This is a genomic window from Pseudomonas sp. Q12-87, assembly GCF_001269755.1.
GTDB lineage: Bacteria > Pseudomonadota > Gammaproteobacteria > Pseudomonadales > Pseudomonadaceae > Aquipseudomonas > Aquipseudomonas fluorescens_S.
The window spans coordinates 126,197-146,215 of the sequence record NZ_LHVI01000004.1; the positions used below are offsets into that span (position 1 = coordinate 126,197).

Here is a 20,019-nt window from a genome sequence, read left to right on the forward strand (position 1 = left end):
ACAGGAGAAGGGGGGCGCGAGAGCCCCGCCGTACAACCGGATTGAGGGCGAACATCGGTCGCCCCTTTGAGGACTTGGCCATGTTCGAACTGCGGGTATTGAGTGGTCTGCATCAAGGCGCGGCATTGCCGCTGGTGGGCGAGCAGTGGGTTATCGGGGCGGCGGAGGATGCCGACCTGGCGCTTTACGATCCGGGTATCTGCGCTCGTCACGTACGCCTGAGCCAGAGACAGGGCGAGTGGCTGTTGGATCGGTTGGACGGCACGGTGGGCGATACCGAGGGCGAGCCTCAGGTGCTACAGGCCAACACGCCGTTTTCGGTGGCGGGTGTCTGGTTGTGCCTGGCCCTGGCCGATCAGCCTTGGCCGTCCGAGGCGGTGCTCGATGACGCTGCCCCGATCGGTGCGAGCCAGGAAACCCCCAAGCCCGCCGCGCGGCCGTCATGGCCCAAGCGCCTGGCGATCGCCGCGACGGTGATCACCGTTGCCTCCAGCGCCTGGGCATTCACCAGTCAACCGACGCAGACCGTGGACCGCAGCCCGGCCCAGCCCCTCAAGCGCGTCAAGGTGACATTGGACAATGTCGAGGCGGTGCGCCTGGAGCTTGACCGCATGCTGCAAGAGCGTGATCTGGACGCGGGCGTGCGGGTCGAGGTGGATAACGATCGGCTCGTGCTGGTGGGTGAACTGCCACGTCAACGCCTGGCGGTGGTCGAGCGATTGATCGAGCGCTTCAATGACCGCTATGACACGCCGGTCACCCTGACGGCCAATGTGAAGGAACACCTGACGCAACTGCCCTTTCAGATTGCCCAGATCGTGGGCGGCAAGCGCGGCCATGTCGTCACGTCGGATGGGCGCCGGCTGTTTCTGGGCGACCAGATCGATGGCCTGCGCTTGACCTCGATCGACAGCGGCAAGGTCGTTTTCGAGGGTGATCAACGCTACGAGGTCACCTGGTGATGACGCAGGCGGCCATCGCCCGCCTTGAGGACTGGGAAACCAGGCAGCGCGTCCATTTGCGTCGGTTCGCGCCGGTCGTGGTGCGCGGGCGGGTGCAGCGGGTCAGCGGCATATTGTTGCAATGCCGCCTGCCTGGGGCACAGATCGGCGACCTGTGCCGGGTCGAGCGCGATGCACGGGAATCGCTGCTGGCTGAGATCGTCGGCTTCGATCAGCACGACGCTCTGCTCAGCGCCCTCGGTGGCCTGGAAGGCGTGCGGGTCGGGGCGGCGGTGGAACCGCTGGGCATGCCGCATCGGGTATGCGTGGGGCCGCAATTGCTCGGCCAAGTGTTGGATGGGTTCGGTCGGCCGCTCGTAGACGGCGGTGCGGGAGCGTTCGCCGATGCGCATGTGTTGCACGCGTCGGTGGTGATTGGCGAGGCCCCGGCGCCCACCGCAAGGCCGCGCATCCAGCGGCCCTTGATGACCGGTGTGCGGGCCATCGACGGCCCGCTGACGCTCGGCGAAGGCCAGCGTGTGGGCTTGTTCGCCGGTGCCGGTTGCGGCAAGACCACGCTGCTGGCGGAGATCGCCCGCAACGTTGACTGCGATGTCATCGTGTTCGGCCTGATCGGCGAGCGTGGTCGTGAACTGCGCGAGTTCCTCGACCACGAACTCGACGATGAGCTCCGTGCCCGTGCCGTCCTGGTGTGTGCCACCTCCGACCGTTCCAGCATGGAACGCGCCCGCGCGGCGTTTACCGCCACGGCATTGGCCGAGGGCTTTCGCGCCCGCGGCCAACGCGTGCTGCTGCTCATCGATTCGCTGACCCGGTTCGCCCGCGCCCAACGGGAAATCGGCCTGGCCGCAGGCGAACCGTTAGGGCGCGGTGGCCTGCCTCCGTCGGTCTACAGCCTGCTGCCGCGCCTGGTCGAGCGGGCCGGGCTGACCAACGAAGGCGCCATCACCGCCCTGTATACGGTGCTAATCGAGCAGGACTCGATGAACGATCCGGTGGCGGACGAAGTGCGTTCTTTGCTTGACGGTCACATCGTGCTGTCACGAAAGCTCGCCGAGCGCGGCCATTACCCGGCGATCGACGTGCTGGCGAGCCTGTCGCGAACCCTGGCCAACGTAGCCGAGGCGGAGCACCTGCGGGCGGGCATCAATCTGCGTCGGCTGCTATCGGCCTATGAGCAAATCGAATTGATGCTGCGCCTGGGCGAATACCAAGCCGGCGCCGACCCGCTGACCGACCTTGCCGTGGAGTCGCGTGGTGCCCTGGATGCGTTCCTGCGCCAGGACCTGCGCGAGCCTGCGCTGTTTGCGTCCACGCTCGATCATCTCCAGCAGTTGACCGCCTATGTCCCGGGCTGACCTGAACGCCCTGGCGCCCGTGCGCCGCCACCGCGAAGCGCAAGCTGAACGGGTATGGCACCAGCAGCGCGACCTTTTGCGCGAGCGGGAAGCGGCGCTGGTTGCCGCGCGGGCGCAATGGCAGGCCGCCGCTGAACGGCAGGCGGCGCAGCGCGAGGCGTTGTACGACGAACATCGGGGGCGGGCGGTAAGTGCGAGCCAATTGAAAGCCTGGGGCACGCAGGAGCGTCGCTTGATCGGCGAGTTGGCCGAGCAGGCGCGTGCCGTGCAGGTGTTGGATGAGCAACAGGCGCAACAGGCCCGCAACACCGAAGCCGCCCAACAGCAGTTGCAACGACGCCGGCGTGACCTGGAAAAGCTCAAGGCATTGATGGAGAGCCTCGTGGAGATTCCCTGTGATGAATGAACGCACCGTGGGCAATGGACCGACGCCCCGTCACGAACCTTCGACGTCCCCCGTCCGGCATCCGTTTCGGGCCTGTGAGCCGCCGCCCGTCCAGGTCAGTCGGGCGACGCGGCCAGCGGCGCGCGAGCCTGCGCCGGGTGCTGGGCGCGATCCTGATGGCACGGTGGGGCGCAGCGACAGCTACTGGTTTCGCCAGTGGGTCGATGCGCCACAGGGCGACTCGCAAGATGACACCGCAGGTACCGGTTCTCTGTCTGGGCGGTTGAGCCTGGAGGGTGGCGACGTGGAGGCCTTCGTCGACCAGCTCACGCCACGCTTGCAGGCCACGCTCGACCAGCAACTGGACCTGCTGCTGCATCTGCCGAATCTGGGCCGCATCCGGGTGGCCGCACGGCGCTTGGGCGGGGCGTCGGGTTGGGACATCGGCCTGAGTGGCGAAAGCGATGAGGCACAGGCGCGACTGTCGAGTCGCTCCGGCCGCCTCGAAGACGCCTTGACCCAGGGCTTGGGCCAGCGAGTGATCGTGCGCGTGGAGCGCGAAAAAGAGGAAAGCCTGACATGACCGTCCGCGCGTTACCGCTACCGCGTATCCGCACCGAGGACGCCAGCGCCCGGCAGCTTTTAGGGGTAGGCGTCAGCTTGCCCTTCGAGGTTGCCGGCGAGACCGGGCTGCTGGAGCTGACCCTGGGCAGCGGCCCCGAGGGCGCAGCGCCCTGTGTGCTGGAATGCGCCCATGGCGTTTTCACCCTGAGCGAGCCCGGCGCGGTGTTGAGTCTGTTCGGTGAGTGCCCGGTGGTGCTGCCTGCCGACCCCGGGCCGGATGACGCGTGGTTCTGGGCGCTGTTTCATCAAACCCTGAGCGAGACCCTGCGTCAGGCATTCGGTTATCTCAAACCGGTGGCCACGCCCAGCGCCCCTGGCATCGGCTGTCGGCTCGAAGTGAGGCTGGGGACGGCGTGCGTCGTCAGTCATCTGGAAATTGCCGGATCGATCCTGCTGGCGCTGCTCCGTGGCGCTCCCTGGCAACGCCGTGCAACACCTTGGATCGAGGGCCTTGAGCTACGCGTGCCGTTACTGGTGGGCCAGTTGGCACTGCCCGCCGGGCAGTTGGCGGCGCTGCGCCCCGGTGACGTATTGGTGCCGGAAACAGCGTTGTTCGATTCGTCCGGCCAGGGACTGATCCACTTGGGCCGGCATTGTTTGCAGGTGTGCGTGCAAAGCCGTACCGCGCCGTTGCGCCTGACCGTATTCGCTCTGGAGGAGACCGTTATGAGCACCACCACCGATACCGATATCCTGACGCCCGACTGGGACGATACCGCCCGATACGAACCCGATGCCCAAGCCGACGAGGCGGCAGCGCATCCGGTATCGCTAGCTGCCGATACCCCGGCCGAGGCGATGGCCGAACCGATCGCCGTCGATGCCAACGAGCGCTTCGATGACCTGCCGCTGGCACTCACGATACGCTGCGGTCACTTGAGCCTGACCTTGGCCGAACTGCGCAACCTGGCGCCCGGTGCCGTGCTGCAAGTGCAAGGCATGGCTCCAGGAGGCGGGGCGCTGTTCTATGGCGAACGTGCCCTGGCCCATGGCGAGTTGGTGGAGGTCGATGGCCGGCTGGGCCTGCAAGTCGCCCGCGTGGATGTGGCTGGATGAGTTTCCAGGGGGTCGACCCCTTCCTGCTGGCGCTGTTCATCGGTGGGATCTCGCTGGTGCCGCTGCTGCTGATCATTTGCAGTGCCTTTCTCAAGATCGCCATCGTATTGACGATCACCCGCAACGCCATCGGCGTGCAGCAGGTGCCGCCGAATATGGCGCTGTATGCGATTGCGCTGGCCGCGACGCTGTTCATCATGGCACCGGTCGGCCACAACATCGCCGAAGCGCTCAAGGAACGGCCACTGGATTTCAGTAACAGCGAGGCCTTGCAGGAGACGGCCTTGAACGCAGTCAAGCCGCTGCAGGCCTTCATGTCGCGCAATACCAACCCGGACATCCTTGCGCACCTGCTGGAGAACACCCAGCGCATGTGGCCCAAGGAGCGCGCCGAGCAGGCCAGCCGTGACGACCTGATGCTGCTCATCCCGGCGTTCATGCTGTCGGAGCTCGAAGCCGGTTTCCAGATGGGATTCCTGATCTACATCCCGTTCATCGTCATAGACCTGATCGTGTCCAACCTGCTGCTGGCGCTCGGTATGCAGATGGTCGCGCCCATGACCATTTCGTTGCCGCTCAAGTTGCTGATCTTTGTCCTTGTGCAGGGCTGGACGCAGTTGCTCGACAGCCTCTTCTATTCCTATCTTTGAGGACCTGCGATGGATGCGCTGACGTTATTCAAGGAAGGCATGTTGCTGGTGGTCCTGCTCTCTGCGCCGCCGTTGATCGTGGCGGTGATCGTCGGCGTGCTGACCTCGCTGGTCCAGGCACTGATGCAGATCCAGGACCAGACCTTGCCCTTCGGTATCAAGCTGGTGGCGGTCGGGCTGACCCTGCTGGTAACGGGACGCTGGATCGGCGGGGAGTTGTTGGGGTTGTTGCGCCGGGCGTTCGAAATGATGGCCAACACCTGATGACGGCCCAGGCGTTCATCCCCTATGTCGACTTGCTGCTGTCGATAGCGCTCGGTATGGCGCGCATTTACCCGGTCGCCTACCTGGTGCCGGTGTTCTGCTTCCAGCATCTGCGAGGCTTGCCGCGTCATGCCGTGGTATTTGCCTTGAGCATGTTGCCAGCGCCCGGCATCCGCCAGGCCTTGATCGACGCAAAGGTCAACTGGCTGTCACTCGGTGGGCTGATGTTCAAGGAGCTGGTGTTGGGTTTCTTGCTCGGGGTGCTGCTGGCCGTGCCGTTCTGGCTGTATGAATCGGTAGGTGCGTTGCTGGACAACCAGCGCGGCGCCCTCATCGGTGGCCAATTGAACCCGGCGCTGGGCGCTGACACCACGCCCCTGGGCCATCTGTTCAAGGAAATGACCATCCTGCTGCTGGTCGCCACGCTGGGCATTGGCACGCTGACGCAGGTGATCTGGGACAGCTACCTAGTGTGGGCGCCCACCGCCTGGTTCCCGTTGCCCGGAGCGGATGGCTTCGGTGTGTTCCTGGGGATAATCGCCGAGATGTTCATGCACATGATGCTGTATGCGGCGCCGTTCATTGGCTTGCTGTTGTTGGTGGAATTCAGCCTGGCGCTGCTTAGCCTGTACAGCCCGCAATTGCAGGTGTTTGTCCTTGCCATGCCGGCCAAGAGCCTGATCGGCTTGGGCTTCCTGTTGTTCTACCTGCCCACGCTGTGGGATGCGATGACCGGCCGTCTCGGTCGCTACGTGGAAATCCGGCACCTGCTTCACCTGCTGTTGCAGGCACCCTGATGGAGGGCTCCGTCCATGAGCGACGACAGCGGTGAAAAGACCAAGCGCGCGACGCCGAAGAAAATTCGCGACGCGCGCAACAAAGGCCAGGTCGGCCAGAGCCAGGACCTGAGCAGCCTGCTGGTGCTGGCAGTCATCACCGAGGTGGCGTTGACGCAGGTCGAAGACAGCATGCAGACGCTGCAAGACATGGTGGCGTTCCCGCTGCGCCGGTTGGATGTCGTGTTCGTGCGTGCGTTCGAGGAGACCCTGGCTCATGCCGGTGGGGTGTTGCTCAGTTTCACCTTGATGACCGTAGGGCTGGCGATCGTCACGCGCCTGGTGGCCGGTTGGATGCAGTTCGGCTTCCTGTTCGCCCCGGAGGCCCTTCAACCCGACCCCAACCGTCTGAATCCGCTGAACCAGGCCAAGCAAATGGTCTCCGGCCAGGCGTTGATCCATTTGCTGATGGGCCTGGTAAAGGCGGCGTTTATCGCCATGGTGCTTTATCTGGTGACCCTGCCGTCGCTCGGGTCGCTGATCGGTTTGGTCAACAGCGACCTCCACACCTATTGGCGCGGCCTGGCCAGCCTGTTCCGGCACATCATGCACGTTTGCCTGGGTGTGTTGCTGGTGCTGGCGATTCTCGACTTCGGCCTGCAGAAGTACTTCTTTGCCAAGCGCCTGCGCATGAGCGAGGAGGAGGTGCGCAAGGAATTCAAGGAAATGGAAGGCGATCCTCACGTCAAGATGCATCGCCGCAGCCTGGCTCGGCAATGGGTCGAGCAGCCCGCCAGCAAAGAGACCAAGCCGGTGGAAGATGCCGACATGCTGGTGGTCAACCCCACCCACTTTGCCGTTGCGTTGTTGTATCGGCCGGAAGAGACCGCGCTGCCACAGCTCATCGTCAAAGGTGTCGATGCCGAGGCCCGTGCGCTGATCGAGCGGGCCAAGGCGGCGCGGGTTCCGGTGATTCAATGCATCTGGCTGGCGCGCACGATCTATCGCGAGGACGTCGGTGGGTATATCCCCAGGGAAACGCTGCAGGCGGTTGCGCACATTTATCGGGTGCTGCGCGAGCTGGACGATGAGGCCAAGGGGGAGGTGATCGAGATTCCGGAATTGAATCTGCGCTGAGGCGATGGAACCGATGCACATGCGGTTGCCACTCAGGTAGTGAGCCAGGCTCGTCCGGACGATACCGGCCTGCCGACAGTGCCCATCACACAGACATCGACTCGTGGAGGATTCCCATGCCTGAACCCAATTCCCTGACGAGCCCCGTGGGGCGCGCAGGTGCCCTGCACGGCATCGACAGCTTATCGCCATCGCGCTCACCCTCGCTGAGCCAACGACCCCGCGAGGCGCAGCAGCGCCAAGGCACCCAAAGCCTGCACGGCCGCGGACGTTCGTCATCGACGCCTCCGGCGGTGCATCAACGCGGTCGCACCCGGACGCGGGATGCCAGCCACGCGGCGGCGCCGAATGACACTCAACCGCTGGATGACGCGTCAACCTCCAGCCCCACTTCGGCATCTCGCACTCCGGACTCCTTCATGAGCGAGATGGAAACCCGTCAAAAGCAGTTGATGGAAAGGCAGTTCGATATGCAGATGCGGATGGAGGAGCGCCAGAGCGCCATGGTGCTGGTTAAAAGCTCCGCCGACATGGCCAAATTGATGAGCGATACGGTGACAGAAGTCACCAAGGGCTTTATGGACAGCGCGAGGAAAGTCATGCAGGAGGGCGGAGAAGCCATGAAGCTTCGTTAACGTCCGGCGATGCCTTTCGGTCCCGTGGGCGTTGCCCAGCGGGGTCGGAAGGCATTCATGCCGTGGCCGCTTAACCCAGCCGCGTGCGGTTTGTGTTGAGCGAAGCCGGGCGTGGACCACTGGGCGTCGCGGGCGCCATCAGGCGTGTACGAACCTCGGCGACCTGGTCAATGAAGCCCACGATCCAATGGCAGAACCGCGCCTCATCGAGCATCGACAACGGGCAATGGGCACAAAGGCGAACGCTGCCCTTATCGTCCAGCGCCAGCCAGCTGCCGCCGAGCAGGTCCAAGCGGAAATTGAGCTCCAGCAAGCGCTTGTGCAGGCCGGGCGCGTGGGCCGGCACATCGATCGAGCAATGAAGAATAACGGCGTCGCCGAGGTCGGGTAGTTCGATGACCACGGCTTCGCGGTTGTTTGTGTCATACAGCGCGCATACGCCACCTTCCAGTTGCAAGTCCGCATGCAGATGTTCCGCGAGGGCCGAGATCAAACGCTGGGCTAGCGGTGCGACGGTCATGGACACCTCCCTCAATAAGTGGCTGAGTAGTCGTCGAGGTCTTCCAGGCCCAGCAGCGACAACTGCCGGGACTGGATTTGATCGAGCAGTTCAGTGGATATCGACGAGTCCGGCAGAGCATGCCAAACCACCAGCGCTCGCTGTGGATCGAGAAATACGAACAATTGGGCGTACTCCGTCGGGTTGGCGAAGCGCCGTTCCAGTGCCCGTTGGATCTGGTTCGCATGCAGCGCCTGGCTTTGTATCTGCAAGGCGAGCCCCACGCTGTGCGGCTCGCGTCGCAGGCTGAATTCAATGCCGGGAGCAATTTCCCAATACGTCGCGATGCCGGCCATGATGTTTTTCTGAAAAGCCTGGCGAGTGCTTACGCTGTGTACCGAAAAAGACATGGCGTTTCAGTTCTCCAGTGGGACGACCGTATGGTCGAGCGGGTGTTCAGGAGAGCCAAGACCGCCACGCATACCGGGCGACCACCAGATCACCAGTCGGCCGCTGTCGGGCTCGGCACGATCACAGGCCTCGCCGTGGCAGCCCGAGCGGCTCGCACAACCGGCGAACACGGGCAGGCTCAGAAGTAGAACGAACAGCAGTGATGGGCGATTCATGGCGTGGTCCTCGCACGGGTTTGCAGGAGGGAAGGGCGCTCACCGCCAGGGGTGCGAGCGGGTTGTTTCATCACCACGAACACTTCGGTTTCCTCGCCGGGCTCAAGCCACACCTTCGGCCAGGCGGAGGCGGCCATGGACCAGCGACTGCTGCAGCTTGCCTCGTCGAAGCGCAGACGCTGCTGGCCGTCATTGCGGACCACGCCCACGGCGATTCCATAATCGGGGCCCGCAAACCATTGGGCCCGTGCCGCGTCCAGCGATAGTCCGGGTGGCAAGGCGCAAAGCGTATCGGGCGAGTATGGAATCGATGCCGCTTGTTTGAACGTTGTCGGGACATGGCCATCGGCGAGTTGGGCCAGCACGTCGCTGACCTCCAGCCGACCGACGGGTCGGTTGCCGTTGCGTCGCTCTTCCAGGCGCGCCATGGCGCTGTCGACCTGTTCGCGGTCCAGGGCGGAAATGTAGCGGGCCGGGTCGACCTGGTCGCCGATCAGGCGTGGTGTGATGATAAACACCCGTTCGCGGCGGTTGGTCTGGCGCGTGGTCGACGAAAACAGCAGCGGGCCGATCAGCGGGATACGACCCAGCCACGGCACCCGTTCCAGGTTGTCGCCGGTCTCTTCGGTATGAAAACCGCCCACGACCAACGAGCGGCTTTCGCCCATGACCGCCTGGGTGCTGACCACGCCCCGGCGCACGCTGGGTGTCTGCTGGCCAACCTCCGAGGGTTCGATGCGACCGTCTTCGATGTCCAGGGACATCTGGATCTGGTTGCGACCCCCGGTTTCGATGGCATGGGGTACCACCTGCAGGCTGGTGCCTGCTGTGATGGGTTCGATGTTGGCCACGCGTTCACCGATGGCGGAGAGGTATTCGGTGCGGCTGAAGTCAATCACCGCTGGCTGGTTTTCCAAGGTCAACACTGACGGATTCGCCACCACCGAGGCCAGGCCACGCCCCTCCAGGGCCCGCAGTTGTGCAGAGAAGTCGCCGTAGTCCTGAATGAATACCGTCGAGCTGGCGCCAGGGCGAATCATCGAGGCCCCGCCAATCAGATCGCCGCTCTCGACGTTCCAGTTCGAAGCCAGTTCGGCCAGTTGGGTGCGGTCGATGTCCAGAATGATCGCGTCGATTTCCACCAGCTTGCGCGGCACGTCCACGTCGCGGATCAGCGGCGTGTAGATTTCCCTCCGCTTGGGCGCGTCGTAGATGAGCACCGCATTGTTGCGCACGTCGGCTTCGACCCGGATCTTGCCTCGGCCACCTCCACCACCGTGCCCGACGGGTTGGACCCGGTTGGTGTTCGGTCGGCCCATGCCGCTGAATGCCAACTGTTCGATATTGCCCATCGCCAGGGATTGATGGTTCTGCATGTTCTGGAACGACGCTTGCGGCGAAGCCGTTTGCATGCCTCCCGTCGCGGAACTGCGGGTTTCCAGCAACCCCCTGAGGATGCTCGCGACGCCGGGAATGACCAGTGTCTCGCCCCGGTACTTGACGTTGCGGTCGGCGGCGGTGGCGTAGCGCAGCGGGAAGCTGATGACTTCCTGCTTCTCTTCCGGGGTCTTGCGCGCCTCGGCAAACTGCGCCACCAGGCGCACGTAGCGCTCCGGGCCCGACACCAGTACGACGCCTTCGTCGGGCAATTCACCCCAGCCAAAACGCGGGTCCAGCAGGCCGATGTCGGTCAGGGCCTGTTTCATGTCCGGACCGGCATCGGCGGAGACTTCCAGGCGCATGGAGTCTTGGTTTTGCAGCGGGCTGACGTACAAGGTGTTGCCGTACACGAACCACTGGAAACGATTTTCCAGGCCGAGCCTGTCGAGAAACGCCTGGGGGCTTTCGGCGCGCATCCGGCCCTCGACGGTGCCTTTGACGGTGCCGTCGATCACCAACTGCACTGCGAAGGTATTGGCGAAGTCACCGAGTACCTTGGCCAGCGGCGTGTTCTGGGCGTCATAGGCGTAGGGCGTATTCTTCCAGTCGGTCGGCACGGCTGCCTGTGCCGGCATACCCAGGCCAAGCGTGCCGGCCAATGCCAGCGCCATGAGTGAAGGTCTCGCCCACTGGCCTGGGATCAACTGGCGAAGGCGTGCCTTGCCTTCGGTCATCAAGCGGTACGGCGTAAGCCACCTGTTAGGCATGTCGGATTCCTGTTCCGAGGAGGGGAGAGTGCGAGGGGCGTCGCGCCACAGGCGCCGCAACGGCACGTTGGTCTTTGTTGAGGATCGACTGCCATGTGTCGCGCTGGTTGAGCAGCGCTTCGAGCATCTCGATCAGGTCGTCGATGTGCCAGCCGGGAGACTGTTGCGCCATCAGCCATAACCGGCCGTCCTGCGGTGAAAGGGCCAGCGCACCGGGAAATCGTGAAAGGCTTGGGTGTGCCAGCCGAAGCAGGCCTTCCAGGGAGGCCCCGTTGGCCCATGACGGGCTCAGCTCGACCGAAACCAGCAGGGTCTCTTCGAGCTTGCTGAAGGTCGCTTCGCCATCGTCGACGATCAGGGCGAAGGCCTCCGGTTCATCGCCACTGGCGCTCCAGCGCATGAGCTGCGCGCGCAGCTCATGGCATTGCATCGATGATCGCCTTGGCGAGGTTATGGTGGGCGGTGGTTTGCTGGGTGGCCGCGTTCACCGCGACGGACATGCCGTTCATGCTGGTGACGAAGGCATGCATATCGTCGAGCGACTGAGTGTCTGCGGCATTCATCGCCGCGTCGTTGACGTTGTCGGTCGCGCGCTGGAAATAGGTGTCGAGGCGGCGCTGGACGGCATCGGTAGAAGACATGGACGGTTCCTCCTGGCTGGGCATATTCACCGTATGAGTGGCGATGACCCCCACAGCGGTTCCGCGACAGTCGCAATCCCTCAGGCGCAAGCTCGCTCGCGATAGCGGTGGCTCAGCTTGCACCGCTGTTGGATGGACTGCCGCCTTCGCGAGCAAGCCCGCTCCCACAGGATGTCGCTCGCTTGAGAAGTACATATTCCCGTGGCGAGGGAGCTTGCTCCCGCTGGGCTGCGCAGCAGCCCCAAACCAGAGCAAGCGGCATATCTGAACGACCGAGTCGGCTGGCTTGAGGGCCGCTTCGCGCCCCAGCGGGAGCAAGCTCCCTCGCCACGGTGTAACTGACCTGAAACCTTATGTGGAAGCGAGCTTGCTCGCGACAGCGGTGGCTCAGCTTGCATCGTTGTTGGATGGACTGCCGCCTTCGCGAGCAAGCCCGCTCCCACAGGATGTCGTTCACTTGAGAAGTAGATATTCCCGTGGCGAGGGAGCTTGCTCCCGCTGGGCTGCGCAGCAGCCCCACACAGGGCATGCGGTGTATCTGAATGACCGAGTCGGCTGACTTGAGGGCCGCTTCGCGCCCCAGCGGGAGCAAGCTCCCTCGCCACGGTGTAAATGACTTGAAACCCCCTGTGGGAGCGAGCAAGTCCGATTACTGGTGTGGCTCGGGCAGGCGTAGTGCTTCGACGGCGGTGCTCCAGTCGAGCAGGAACGTGCCGCCCGGTGTTTCCAGTTTCAGTTGATACCGCGCCATGTCGGCCTCTGCCACTGGCGTCCAGGGGCGTCGGTCATCGCTGCCCAGGCTCTGCGTCAGGTGCGCCAGGTCCTCGGGATGACAGCGAAGGGTGGCGCTGACCGGGTCGTTCTGGCGATAGGCAAGCTGGCGTACGAGCGCATCGATGCGCGCCTGATCCGGGATATCGTCCAATAGCGTCCCCAAGGCTTCGTTGACCAGCTGCGCGGCACTTGTCTCGATCCGCTCCCACATGGCCTGGCGTTGGGCGTCCCACGCGGCGAGCACGGTCTCGGCGTTGTTCCAGAATTGAGCCTGGGCTTGGAGCACCACCGCGTCGGCCTCTTCGGCGGCGCGCTCAAGCAACTGAGCGGCCTGGGCCTGGGCCTGTTCAATGACGACTTGCGCGCGGGTGCAATCGGCCAGGGTCTCGCGTGCGATATAGGGCTGCAACAAGCCCTGGCCATTGGGGCGCAGTTCAAGCGAACGCCGAGCGAACATCGTGTGTCTCCGTTTCGACAGGGGCGCGGATTGCCAGGCTTTGCTCGGCTTTCCAGCATGCGGACAGCCACAGTGTGTTGAGCTTGGAAGCCGGCGGTTGTGGCGCTGGTAAGGATTGGAGGGCAATGATCCGGGCGCGAGGGAAGGCCAGCCGCGCGCGTTCCCAGGTCCGCTCCCCCAGCCAGGCACGCAACAAGGCGAGCGGGTCCTGGCCTTGTTCCAGCCAGTGGCCCGGGCGCAAGGCTTTGGCGGTGCGTTCGCACCAGGCTCGATCTTGCGGCGAAAGCGCATCCGTTGCGGTCAATGGCGAGCAGGTAGTTGCCACCAGTTCGCAGGCCAGGGGCAAGGCCTGGGGAGTGCCGCAGAGCAACGACTGCACTGCCGGGTTGGGCTGTGGTGGCAGACAAGGGGTGATGCCGAAGCTGCGCGCAATTGCGCCATGATGCCCTCGGGCCAGGGCGTCGAGGTGCGCCGCGCTCAGCAGGCAAAGCGTCGGCGGATACCAGTCACTGTCTGCCTCGCGCCACGCCTGACTCCACCAACGAGCCCACTCAAGCGCCGTGCTCATGCGGCGCTTCCCTTGCTATCCGGCTTGGCGCCCGGAGATTTCACTGCAAAGAGCGGAGGCGTCGTGCTGCCATGCGGTGAGGGGGCGGTCATGGTCGGCTTGGCGAGCTTGCGTTCCAGAAATCCTGGAAGCACCCACACACCTTTGCGCCATAGCCTGTAGAGGCCGAACACGCCGCCCAGCAGCAAGGCCAGCAACGTGATGCTCGCCGCCACGGTCATCGCCCGCCAATAGCCGACGTCATCCGCCTGCATGAGAAAGGGGCCGAAGTAAGCCATCTTGCGACGTTCCTGATACGGCGCCGTGGGCACGAACACCACCGACAATTTGCTCGCGTTCTGGGCGGCGTCGGCCATGCCGGGGATCCCGCTGGCGACCAGGTTGCGCACACGCGGCGTAATACTGTCGGGGTCCAGGGCACGGGTGTGCTTGATGAATACCGAGGCCGATGCTGGCTGCACCGGCTCACCCGGTGCAACCCGTTCCGGCAGGACCACATGGACGCGGGCGAGCACCACGCCGTCGATCTGTGAAAGCGTCGATTCGAGTTCCTGGGACAGCGCATAGATATAGCGGGCACGTTCTTCCATCGGCGTGGAAATGACCCCCTCCTTGCGGAAGATTTCACCCAGGCTGGAGCGCGAGCGACGAGGCAGGCCCGCGGCTTCGAGCACATGAACGGCGCTGTTCATGTCGGCCGGCTCAACCAGCACGGTCAGCCCTTCCTTGTCGGCTTGCTTGCTGGCCTCGATGCTCTTGTCCGCCAGTTCAGCGATCACTTCGTTGGCATCTTGCTCGGAGAGGCGGCTATGCAGCGCCGCTCGCTCGTCGCAACCGTTGAGCAGCAGACACAGCAGCAGTGTGGAGAGCGCACGCATGCACATGACCGAGCCTTCCTTTATTGAAGATTGGTGAGCTTCTCGATCGCCTGGGAGCCTTTGCTGACCATTTTCGCGGTCATCAGGCTTTCCAGTTGAAACGCTGACAAGGACCGGTTCGACTGCAACATGTCCTGTGGGTCTGCGGTGCGGACGGCCTTGAGCATGTCTCGGTTGGCGCGATCATCGAGCCGCTGCAGTTCGCCGGAGCGGCTCGACAACGAGTCGATGATCCTTGCCGCGACATTGTTCTCGCTGTCCGGGACGGGTGGCTTGTCGCGCATCTGCGCGTTGAACCAATGGACGTCACTGGCTTCGGCGCCGCCGTTTGGCCGGGCGGTGGCCTTGGCAGAAGCAGAAGCGAGGTTGCTGGTATCGATGGCTTGTATTTCCATGGGGTTTTCTCCAGTGCCGAACGGATTCATTGCAGGGGGGCTTCAGACGCACATCAGTCTCAAGACGTTGCGAGCGCTACCGGTGACGCTCAGGTGAAACTCGATTTCTTCCCGGCTCCGTTTGCCGCGCCGACGCATCGGAGCGTGCTGGCCGGCCAGGCGGGCCAGTGCGAAGTCCAGTTGTTCCAGGGCGAGTTGAAACAGGCGGGCCTCATGGGCATCGAGCCATGAGCCCTGGGCAATACGTAGGGTCCATGTCCACGGCTCGGCGCTGAAAGCCGCAGGGGGCGGATATCGCGCGGGATGCTGGTCCATGAATGCTGCGATTTCCAACAGCAGGTCCCGGTCGTCTGGCTCATGGCGCGCCCGGCCGTCGCTTTCGTCGATGTCCAGCAGCGTCAGTAATTTGCGACGACCCAGGACCGCAATGAGCTTTAGCAGTAGCAACAGGTTCGCACTGTGGCGATCGCGCAGGGTGGCGGGGCCACCGTCCATTTCCCAGGCACCGAACAGTGCACCGCAGAAAGGATTGTTGGCATTACCGAACTCGCTCTGGCTGTCGACATCGTTATCGCCGATGGGCTGCCGGCGATGGGCGAACATCTGCGCCAGGTCGTCGAACAGATCTTCGTCGGAGTAGGCATCATCGATATCGACGTTGAGATTGGAGCCGGTGCCGCCGTTGATTTCTTCCAGGATGTCTTGCAGCACAAGGTGCAAGGGATTCGCCGTCTCTGGCGCCAAGCTGTTCTGCGAGCCTCGCCAATCTTGCTGGGACCGGCCTGACGCCGTGCCATGCTCGCTGCCCCATTGCGCAAGCGACTCCTTCAACCGGTCGCTGGCCGCATGATGTGTCAGGTGCTCGACGACCACGCTCGCCAGGCCTTGCGAGGCCGGGGCCGGGCGCCGCGTGGATGCGTCAGGTGGCAGGTCCTCGGACGAACGAAGGCTGTTCAGCAAGTCGATGTGCATGGCGCCTCCTCTCATCGCGCTTGGGGTTACCCCGCCAGGGCGGGGTCTGGAGCGTGGTGTCAGAATCGTATGTTCTTCGAGGCCTCCCCCATGGCCGTGATGGCTTTGGTCGCGGTGTCCATCGAGCCGGCCGCGATGGCGTTCATGGTGTCGGCGACCAGTTTTTTCTGGTCGAACTCGGATTTCATGGTTGTCATCGCAGCCGAGGTAGCGTCCATCTGCTGCATGGCAGCCGTCGAGGCGGCGAGAGAAAGTCCACCAAAACTCATAGTCGTATCTCCAGATTGTGGAATGGCGAGACGATCGTGAGCGTCTCGACGGGTAAGTGGTGGCGGGGACCTAAACGGTTCCACACCGATCCAGTTGACTCGTCGATATTTGCAGGCACTTCATCCGGTAATACAGCGTGCGCCTGGCGATACCCAGTTCGGCGATGACCTTGTCGATGCAGTGATGGTGGCGGCGCATGCAGTCCTCGATGAGGATTTTCTCGAACTGCTGCAGGTGTTCCTTCAGCTTGAGGGTGGAACTGCTGTGTTCCAGTGGTTCGGCGCGGGGCAACGGCGGCAAGCCCAGCACGTATCGCTTGGCGGCGGATTGCAACTCGCGAATGTTTCCAGGCCACGAGTAGCCGAGTAACTGGCGCAACAGCTCTGGCGAAGGTGCGATATAGGGCCGGTCAAGCGCCAGCGCCTCGCGGCGTACCAGCGACTGGAACAGCGGCACGATGCGCTCCTTCCGGCTGCGCAGCGGAGGCAGCTTGAGGCTGATGATGTTCAGGCGGAAATACAGATCGCGGCGAAATTCACCCCGCTCGACCATCTCTCCCAACGGGCACTGGGCGGAGGCGATCACCCGCATGTTCACTGGAATGTTCTGAGTCGAACCCAGTCGCTGGACCGTCCTGGACTCCAGGACACGCAACAGCTTGGCTTGCAGCGACAAGGGCATGCTGTCGATTTCGTCGAGGTATAACGTGCCGTTATGTGCGGCTTCGACGAATCCGGCGCGATTTTGGCTGACCCCGGTGAACGCGCCAGTGTTGGCGCCGAAGAGTTGGCTTTCCGCCAGGGATTCGGGGATAGCGGCGCAGTTGATGGCCACGAACTTGCCGGAGCAGCCGGACATCCGGTGGATTTTCTCTGCCAGCGTATCCTTGCCAGTGCCGGTCTCACCGCGCAGAAGCACGTCGATCATGAGCGGCGCCACGCTTTGGACAAACGCCTCGAGGTTGAGCGCATCTTCTTTATGGGTGTTGGAAAGTGCAGCGCATAGCAGCTTTTGCATCACTGACGATTCCATTTTTTGTTTAGTTTAGGAAGGTCGACGAGTAGGACGATGAAAAGGCGTTTACAAGATCCTCGATAGAGCGCCGCCGCGCGACTGCACAGAAATCAACATTTTGCTGGTACCGAGGTTTAGAGAAGCGATTAAAAAAAAGTTCATGCTTGGAGGCGTCTGTTAATCGATTCAGCGGACGCTCAGGAAACTCCGATAAGCCTGCACAACCCCGGGTTCTCTGGCGAACAGGCCGTTAAGGAAGCGTATCGGCCTCATTTGGGCAGGATTGGATCCGACAAACGGTTCAGCATCGGCAAGCAATTGGAGCAGCAGCTCTAATAGCGAGCAATTGCTCTAACGGTTTACGACTGCCAGGGATGAAAAACCGCAATGGTGCTGCTCGTGGGCGACCGGGTTCATGGGGTGGAAGTCGACCACGGGCAATAGCAGCCCACCGCCAAAGTGTGGGTTGCATTGACCGCCCGGCCAACGCTCAACGCCTCGAGAATCGGTTCGATGAAGCTGTTGCTCGAGTTGCAGGTCAGGCCTTCGCTGTAAGGGCCGAAATACGCCAGTTCGCCGCTGTGATCCCAGATCGCCACGGCTGGGCTGGCGGGGATCTGGTTCGAGCCGGGCAGCGCGGCGAGAGGTTTGAGGCGCGTCAGCGTGGCCGGTAATTGGCCCTGGCTGCCGGTCTTTTGTACGGCATAGAACTCGACGCCTTGCGGCAGGTATTTATCGACCAGCTCGGAAAGGTGTTGTTGATTGCCAACGTTGCACGGGCAGGCCGGGTCCCAGAAATGCACGAGACGGATCGGGCCGGGGCCGGCGAGGTCGGCGGGCAGGCGCAGTGGATCGCCGGAAAACACCGCCGTATGTTGGCTGAAGGCCCGCAGGAAACGTCCCTGGAACCAGTCGTAGGCCATCCACAACACGACGGCGCATCCGAGGGCGAGCAGGCTGGCAAGCAAGGTCGTGCGGTGGGACGGGCGCATGAAGTCGATCCTCTGGAGCCGCGTAGCTTGCCATGCCTGTCGCGACAGATGAATATCGCAGGCCTAAAAGTCTGTTTCGCGCGATGCGCCTGCCTGGGAATACTGATGCCTGCCACTTTTGATCCGGATGACCTGCGCGCCAGCCTGCTGCCCCTGGCTCAGTGGCAACCCCTGTCGGAGCAGGCGCAGGCTTACCAGCGGTTCTATGGATTGGATTTCCCCCAATACCCGTTGCGTAAGGGATTGGGGCGTTTCGAGATCGACGGGTATGAGGTGGTTGCCCAAGCCTGGTGGCCGGAAAAAGCCGTGGCGACGATGTTCGTGTTCCACGGTTACTACGATCACATGGGGTTGTACCGGCACTTGATCGAATGGGCGCTGGGGCAGAAATTCGCGGTGATTGCCTGCGACTTGCCGGGTCATGGCCTGTCCAGCGGCGAGCGCGCCAGCATTGGCGATTTCGCCGAATACCAGGCGACGTTGCAGGGCCTGCTGGTCGAGGCCGGCACATTGGGCCTGCCGCAACCCTGGCATCTGTGTGGGCAAAGCACTGGCGGGGCGATCGTGGTCGATCACGTGCTCAACCACGGCGCGCACAGCCCGGCCCAGGGCCAGGTCATCCTGTTGTCGCCCCTGGTGCGGCCACGGGCCTGGGGCTGGTCGCGGCTGAGTTATTACTTGCTCAAACCTTTCGTGACCGGCATCGCCCGTCGCTTCAGCGAGAACTCCACTGACCCCCAGTTCTTGCCATTTCTACAGGCCGATCCGCTGCAACCGCTGCGCCTGCCCACCGCGTGGGTCGGAGCGTTGGGGCGTTGGATCAAACGCATCGAAGCCGCCCCGAGCAGCCCACGCCAGCCGCTGATCGTGCAAGGGCAGGCGGACATGACGGTGGATTGGGCGCACAACCTGCAAGTGCTGCGCAGCAAGTTCGACCGGCCCCAAGTGTTGATGCTGCCCGAGGGCCGGCATCATCTGGCGAACGAGGCCCTGGCGATGCGGCAGGAGATGTTTGGGTTTCTGACGAAGCGGATGAGCCGGGTTCGGCGGTGACTGATCAATCGCCATCGCGAGCAAGCCCGCTCCCACATGGGATCTTCGCCGGTCGAAGAACTTAAGTTCACTCAAGACCCTGTGGGAGCGGGCTTGCTCGCGATGGCGGCCATGCAGGCGCTGCGAATCTACTGCCCGAGATTCTGTCCCACCGCCAGCCCCGCCCGAATCGCCGCCAAAGCCGCCTGATAATAAGCCTGGCCCTCGGCCGATTCGGCGAACGTGGCGAATTCTTCCAGCTCGGTGTCCGTCAAGTCACGGTAGACATACAGCAGCGTGTTGTTCAGGTCGGCGCCGATCTGCTCCATCAGCCGCTGACGCTGGCCGTTCAGCATGCCTTGGGCCTGGCCGCCGCCCAACAGTCCGGGGATCATCGAACTCAGGCTGTCGGCCGCGACACCGGCGATCGCCAGGCTGACCTCGGCGCCGGCTTCGCGGGCGGGCAGGGCCTGGGCCAGGTGACCGATGGTCAGCAAGCGGTTGTCGCTAGCTTGCATCTTCGGCAGGCCCTTGGCGTTCTTGGCCAATTGATCGCGCCGGGTCGCCAACAGCTCGGCGGAAACCACCTTGCGGCCCAGGGGTGATTGGAAAAATTCCAGCGCCGGGCTTGGGTCTCGCAGGTTCTTGCGCATTTGCGCCTCGGCCCGCTGGTCCATGGCCTGGGGGGCGAAGCGTTGGTTGCTGTTGTTCACCAGCGCCTGGAACACCGCCGGTGGCAGGCTATTTTGATAGCGCTGCTGCGCGGCGCTCAAGGCATCGTTGAAATGCGCACGTTGTTCCGGCCAGCCGGCGACCTTGTACAACTGGTCATAGCTGTCTGCCCAGGCGGGCAACACGCAGAACATCAACAGTGAGAAAAGCAAACGGCGCATAGGGACTCCTGTCA

The 20,019-nt window shown here is 63.4% G+C and carries 26 protein-coding genes; 11 read left to right on the forward strand and 15 right to left on the reverse strand.

From position 1 onward, the window contains the following. Nucleotides 1–80 precede the first annotated feature (80 nt). The 10 genes from AD663_RS01635 to AD663_RS29020 all read left to right on the forward strand — a co-directional run bounded on the left by AD663_RS01635 (nucleotide 81) and on the right by AD663_RS29020 (nucleotide 7,847). A complete protein-coding gene (locus AD663_RS01635) occupies nucleotides 81–962 on the forward strand; it encodes an FHA domain-containing protein (RefSeq protein WP_053213152.1) in 882 nt (293 codons plus the stop codon). Then, nucleotides 962–2,320 (forward strand): FliI/YscN family ATPase, encoded by a 1,359-nt coding sequence (locus AD663_RS01640; protein ID WP_003177421.1) that lies wholly within the window; start codon nucleotides 962–964, stop codon nucleotides 2,318–2,320. Before AD663_RS01635 ends, AD663_RS01640 begins: the two co-directional genes overlap by 1 nt. Continuing rightward, entirely contained in the window at nucleotides 2,307–2,726 is a 420-nt protein-coding gene (locus AD663_RS01645) for a hypothetical protein (RefSeq protein ID WP_003177422.1), read from the forward strand. The genes AD663_RS01640 and AD663_RS01645 overlap by 14 nt, the downstream gene beginning before the upstream one ends. Further along, a complete protein-coding gene (locus AD663_RS01650; protein WP_053213153.1) occupies nucleotides 2,719–3,288 on the forward strand; it encodes a hypothetical protein in 570 nt (189 codons plus the stop codon). The genes AD663_RS01645 and AD663_RS01650 overlap by 8 nt, the downstream gene beginning before the upstream one ends. After that, the gene (gene sctQ / locus AD663_RS01655) at nucleotides 3,285–4,385 is read left to right on the forward strand and encodes a type III secretion system cytoplasmic ring protein SctQ (RefSeq protein WP_053213154.1); all 1,101 of its coding nucleotides are present in this window, start codon (nucleotides 3,285–3,287) and stop codon (nucleotides 4,383–4,385) included. The genes AD663_RS01650 and sctQ overlap by 4 nt, the downstream gene beginning before the upstream one ends. Beyond that, nucleotides 4,382–5,035, forward strand: a complete 654-nt coding sequence (gene sctR / locus AD663_RS01660) for a type III secretion system export apparatus subunit SctR (RefSeq protein WP_003177425.1) — start codon at nucleotides 4,382–4,384, stop codon at nucleotides 5,033–5,035. The genes sctQ and sctR overlap by 4 nt, the downstream gene beginning before the upstream one ends. Before the next feature lie 9 nt (nucleotides 5,036–5,044). Further along, the gene (sctS, locus tag AD663_RS01665; protein WP_003177426.1) at nucleotides 5,045–5,299 is read left to right on the forward strand and encodes a type III secretion system export apparatus subunit SctS; all 255 of its coding nucleotides are present in this window, start codon (nucleotides 5,045–5,047) and stop codon (nucleotides 5,297–5,299) included. Beyond that, entirely contained in the window at nucleotides 5,299–6,096 is a 798-nt protein-coding gene (gene sctT, locus AD663_RS01670) for a type III secretion system export apparatus subunit SctT (RefSeq protein WP_053213155.1), read from the forward strand. The genes sctS and sctT overlap by 1 nt, the downstream gene beginning before the upstream one ends. Nucleotides 6,097–6,111: 15 nt before the next feature. Next, nucleotides 6,112–7,212 carry a type III secretion system export apparatus subunit SctU gene (gene sctU, locus AD663_RS01675; RefSeq protein ID WP_053213156.1) on the forward strand — a complete coding sequence of 367 codons (1,101 nt, stop codon included), beginning with the start codon at nucleotides 6,112–6,114 and terminating at the stop codon, nucleotides 7,210–7,212. A 116-nt stretch (nucleotides 7,213–7,328) separates the two neighbouring features. Then, nucleotides 7,329–7,847 (forward strand): hypothetical protein, encoded by a 519-nt coding sequence (locus AD663_RS29020; protein WP_003177429.1) that lies wholly within the window; start codon nucleotides 7,329–7,331, stop codon nucleotides 7,845–7,847. 70 nt (nucleotides 7,848–7,917) lie between these two features. Here AD663_RS29020 and AD663_RS01685 read toward each other — a convergent pair whose 3' ends face one another. From AD663_RS01685 to AD663_RS01745, 14 genes are all read right to left on the reverse strand, one after another. Beyond that, nucleotides 7,918–8,367: a type III secretion system chaperone gene (locus tag AD663_RS01685; protein ID WP_053213157.1), complete on the reverse strand. Its 450-nt coding sequence runs from the start codon at nucleotides 8,365–8,367 to the stop codon at nucleotides 7,918–7,920. An 11-nt stretch (nucleotides 8,368–8,378) separates the two neighbouring features. Next, a complete protein-coding gene (locus AD663_RS01690) occupies nucleotides 8,379–8,756 on the reverse strand; it encodes a hypothetical protein (RefSeq protein ID WP_003177431.1) in 378 nt (125 codons plus the stop codon). Between the two features lie 6 nt (nucleotides 8,757–8,762). Further along, on the reverse strand, nucleotides 8,763–8,972 hold the full coding sequence (hrpT, locus tag AD663_RS28065; protein ID WP_003177432.1) for an HrpT family type III secretion system protein: 210 nt from the start codon (nucleotides 8,970–8,972) through the stop codon (nucleotides 8,763–8,765). After that, entirely contained in the window at nucleotides 8,969–11,119 is a 2,151-nt protein-coding gene (gene sctC / locus AD663_RS01695; protein ID WP_083455085.1) for a type III secretion system outer membrane ring subunit SctC, read from the reverse strand. The genes hrpT and sctC overlap by 4 nt, the downstream gene beginning before the upstream one ends. Beyond that, nucleotides 11,112–11,549, reverse strand: a complete 438-nt coding sequence (locus tag AD663_RS01700) for a type III secretion system chaperone (protein WP_053213158.1) — start codon at nucleotides 11,547–11,549, stop codon at nucleotides 11,112–11,114. The genes sctC and AD663_RS01700 overlap by 8 nt, the downstream gene beginning before the upstream one ends. Next, entirely contained in the window at nucleotides 11,536–11,760 is a 225-nt protein-coding gene (locus AD663_RS01705) for a type III secretion protein (protein ID WP_003177435.1), read from the reverse strand. Before AD663_RS01705 ends, AD663_RS01700 begins: the two co-directional genes overlap by 14 nt. A gap of 649 nt (nucleotides 11,761–12,409) precedes the next feature. Further along, nucleotides 12,410–12,991, reverse strand: coding sequence for a type III secretion system stator protein SctL (sctL, locus tag AD663_RS01710; RefSeq protein WP_053213159.1), 582 nt, complete (start codon nucleotides 12,989–12,991; stop codon nucleotides 12,410–12,412). Continuing rightward, a complete protein-coding gene (locus tag AD663_RS01715; RefSeq protein ID WP_003177437.1) occupies nucleotides 12,969–13,559 on the reverse strand; it encodes a hypothetical protein in 591 nt (196 codons plus the stop codon). The genes sctL and AD663_RS01715 overlap by 23 nt, the downstream gene beginning before the upstream one ends. After that, nucleotides 13,556–14,443, reverse strand: a complete 888-nt coding sequence (gene sctJ, locus AD663_RS01720) for a type III secretion system inner membrane ring lipoprotein SctJ (RefSeq protein ID WP_053213160.1) — start codon at nucleotides 14,441–14,443, stop codon at nucleotides 13,556–13,558. Before sctJ ends, AD663_RS01715 begins: the two co-directional genes overlap by 4 nt. 14 nt (nucleotides 14,444–14,457) lie before the next feature. Continuing rightward, nucleotides 14,458–14,832, reverse strand: a complete 375-nt coding sequence (sctI, locus tag AD663_RS01725) for a type III secretion system inner rod subunit SctI (protein WP_003177439.1) — start codon at nucleotides 14,830–14,832, stop codon at nucleotides 14,458–14,460. 42 nt (nucleotides 14,833–14,874) lie between these two features. After that, the gene (locus tag AD663_RS01730) at nucleotides 14,875–15,804 is read right to left on the reverse strand and encodes a type III secretion protein (RefSeq protein WP_053213161.1); all 930 of its coding nucleotides are present in this window, start codon (nucleotides 15,802–15,804) and stop codon (nucleotides 14,875–14,877) included. Nucleotides 15,805–15,863: 59 nt separating this feature from the next. Beyond that, on the reverse strand, nucleotides 15,864–16,073 hold the full coding sequence (locus AD663_RS01735) for a type III secretion apparatus protein RspA (protein ID WP_003177441.1): 210 nt from the start codon (nucleotides 16,071–16,073) through the stop codon (nucleotides 15,864–15,866). Between the two features lie 70 nt (nucleotides 16,074–16,143). Next, nucleotides 16,144–17,091 (reverse strand): sigma 54-interacting transcriptional regulator, encoded by a 948-nt coding sequence (locus AD663_RS01740; RefSeq protein WP_003177442.1) that lies wholly within the window; start codon nucleotides 17,089–17,091, stop codon nucleotides 16,144–16,146. 410 nt (nucleotides 17,092–17,501) lie between these two features. Next, nucleotides 17,502–18,080, reverse strand: a complete 579-nt coding sequence (locus AD663_RS01745) for a DUF6436 domain-containing protein (RefSeq protein ID WP_003177443.1) — start codon at nucleotides 18,078–18,080, stop codon at nucleotides 17,502–17,504. Between the two features lie 105 nt (nucleotides 18,081–18,185). Between AD663_RS01745 and AD663_RS01750 the strand changes: the two genes are divergently transcribed. Then, nucleotides 18,186–19,133 (forward strand): alpha/beta hydrolase, encoded by a 948-nt coding sequence (locus tag AD663_RS01750; RefSeq protein ID WP_003177444.1) that lies wholly within the window; start codon nucleotides 18,186–18,188, stop codon nucleotides 19,131–19,133. Between the two features lie 128 nt (nucleotides 19,134–19,261). On the opposite strand, the gene AD663_RS01755 is transcribed toward AD663_RS01750, so the two are convergent. Further along, entirely contained in the window at nucleotides 19,262–20,005 is a 744-nt protein-coding gene (locus AD663_RS01755; protein WP_003177445.1) for a DUF2059 domain-containing protein, read from the reverse strand. Nucleotides 20,006–20,019: the final 14 nt, after the last annotated feature.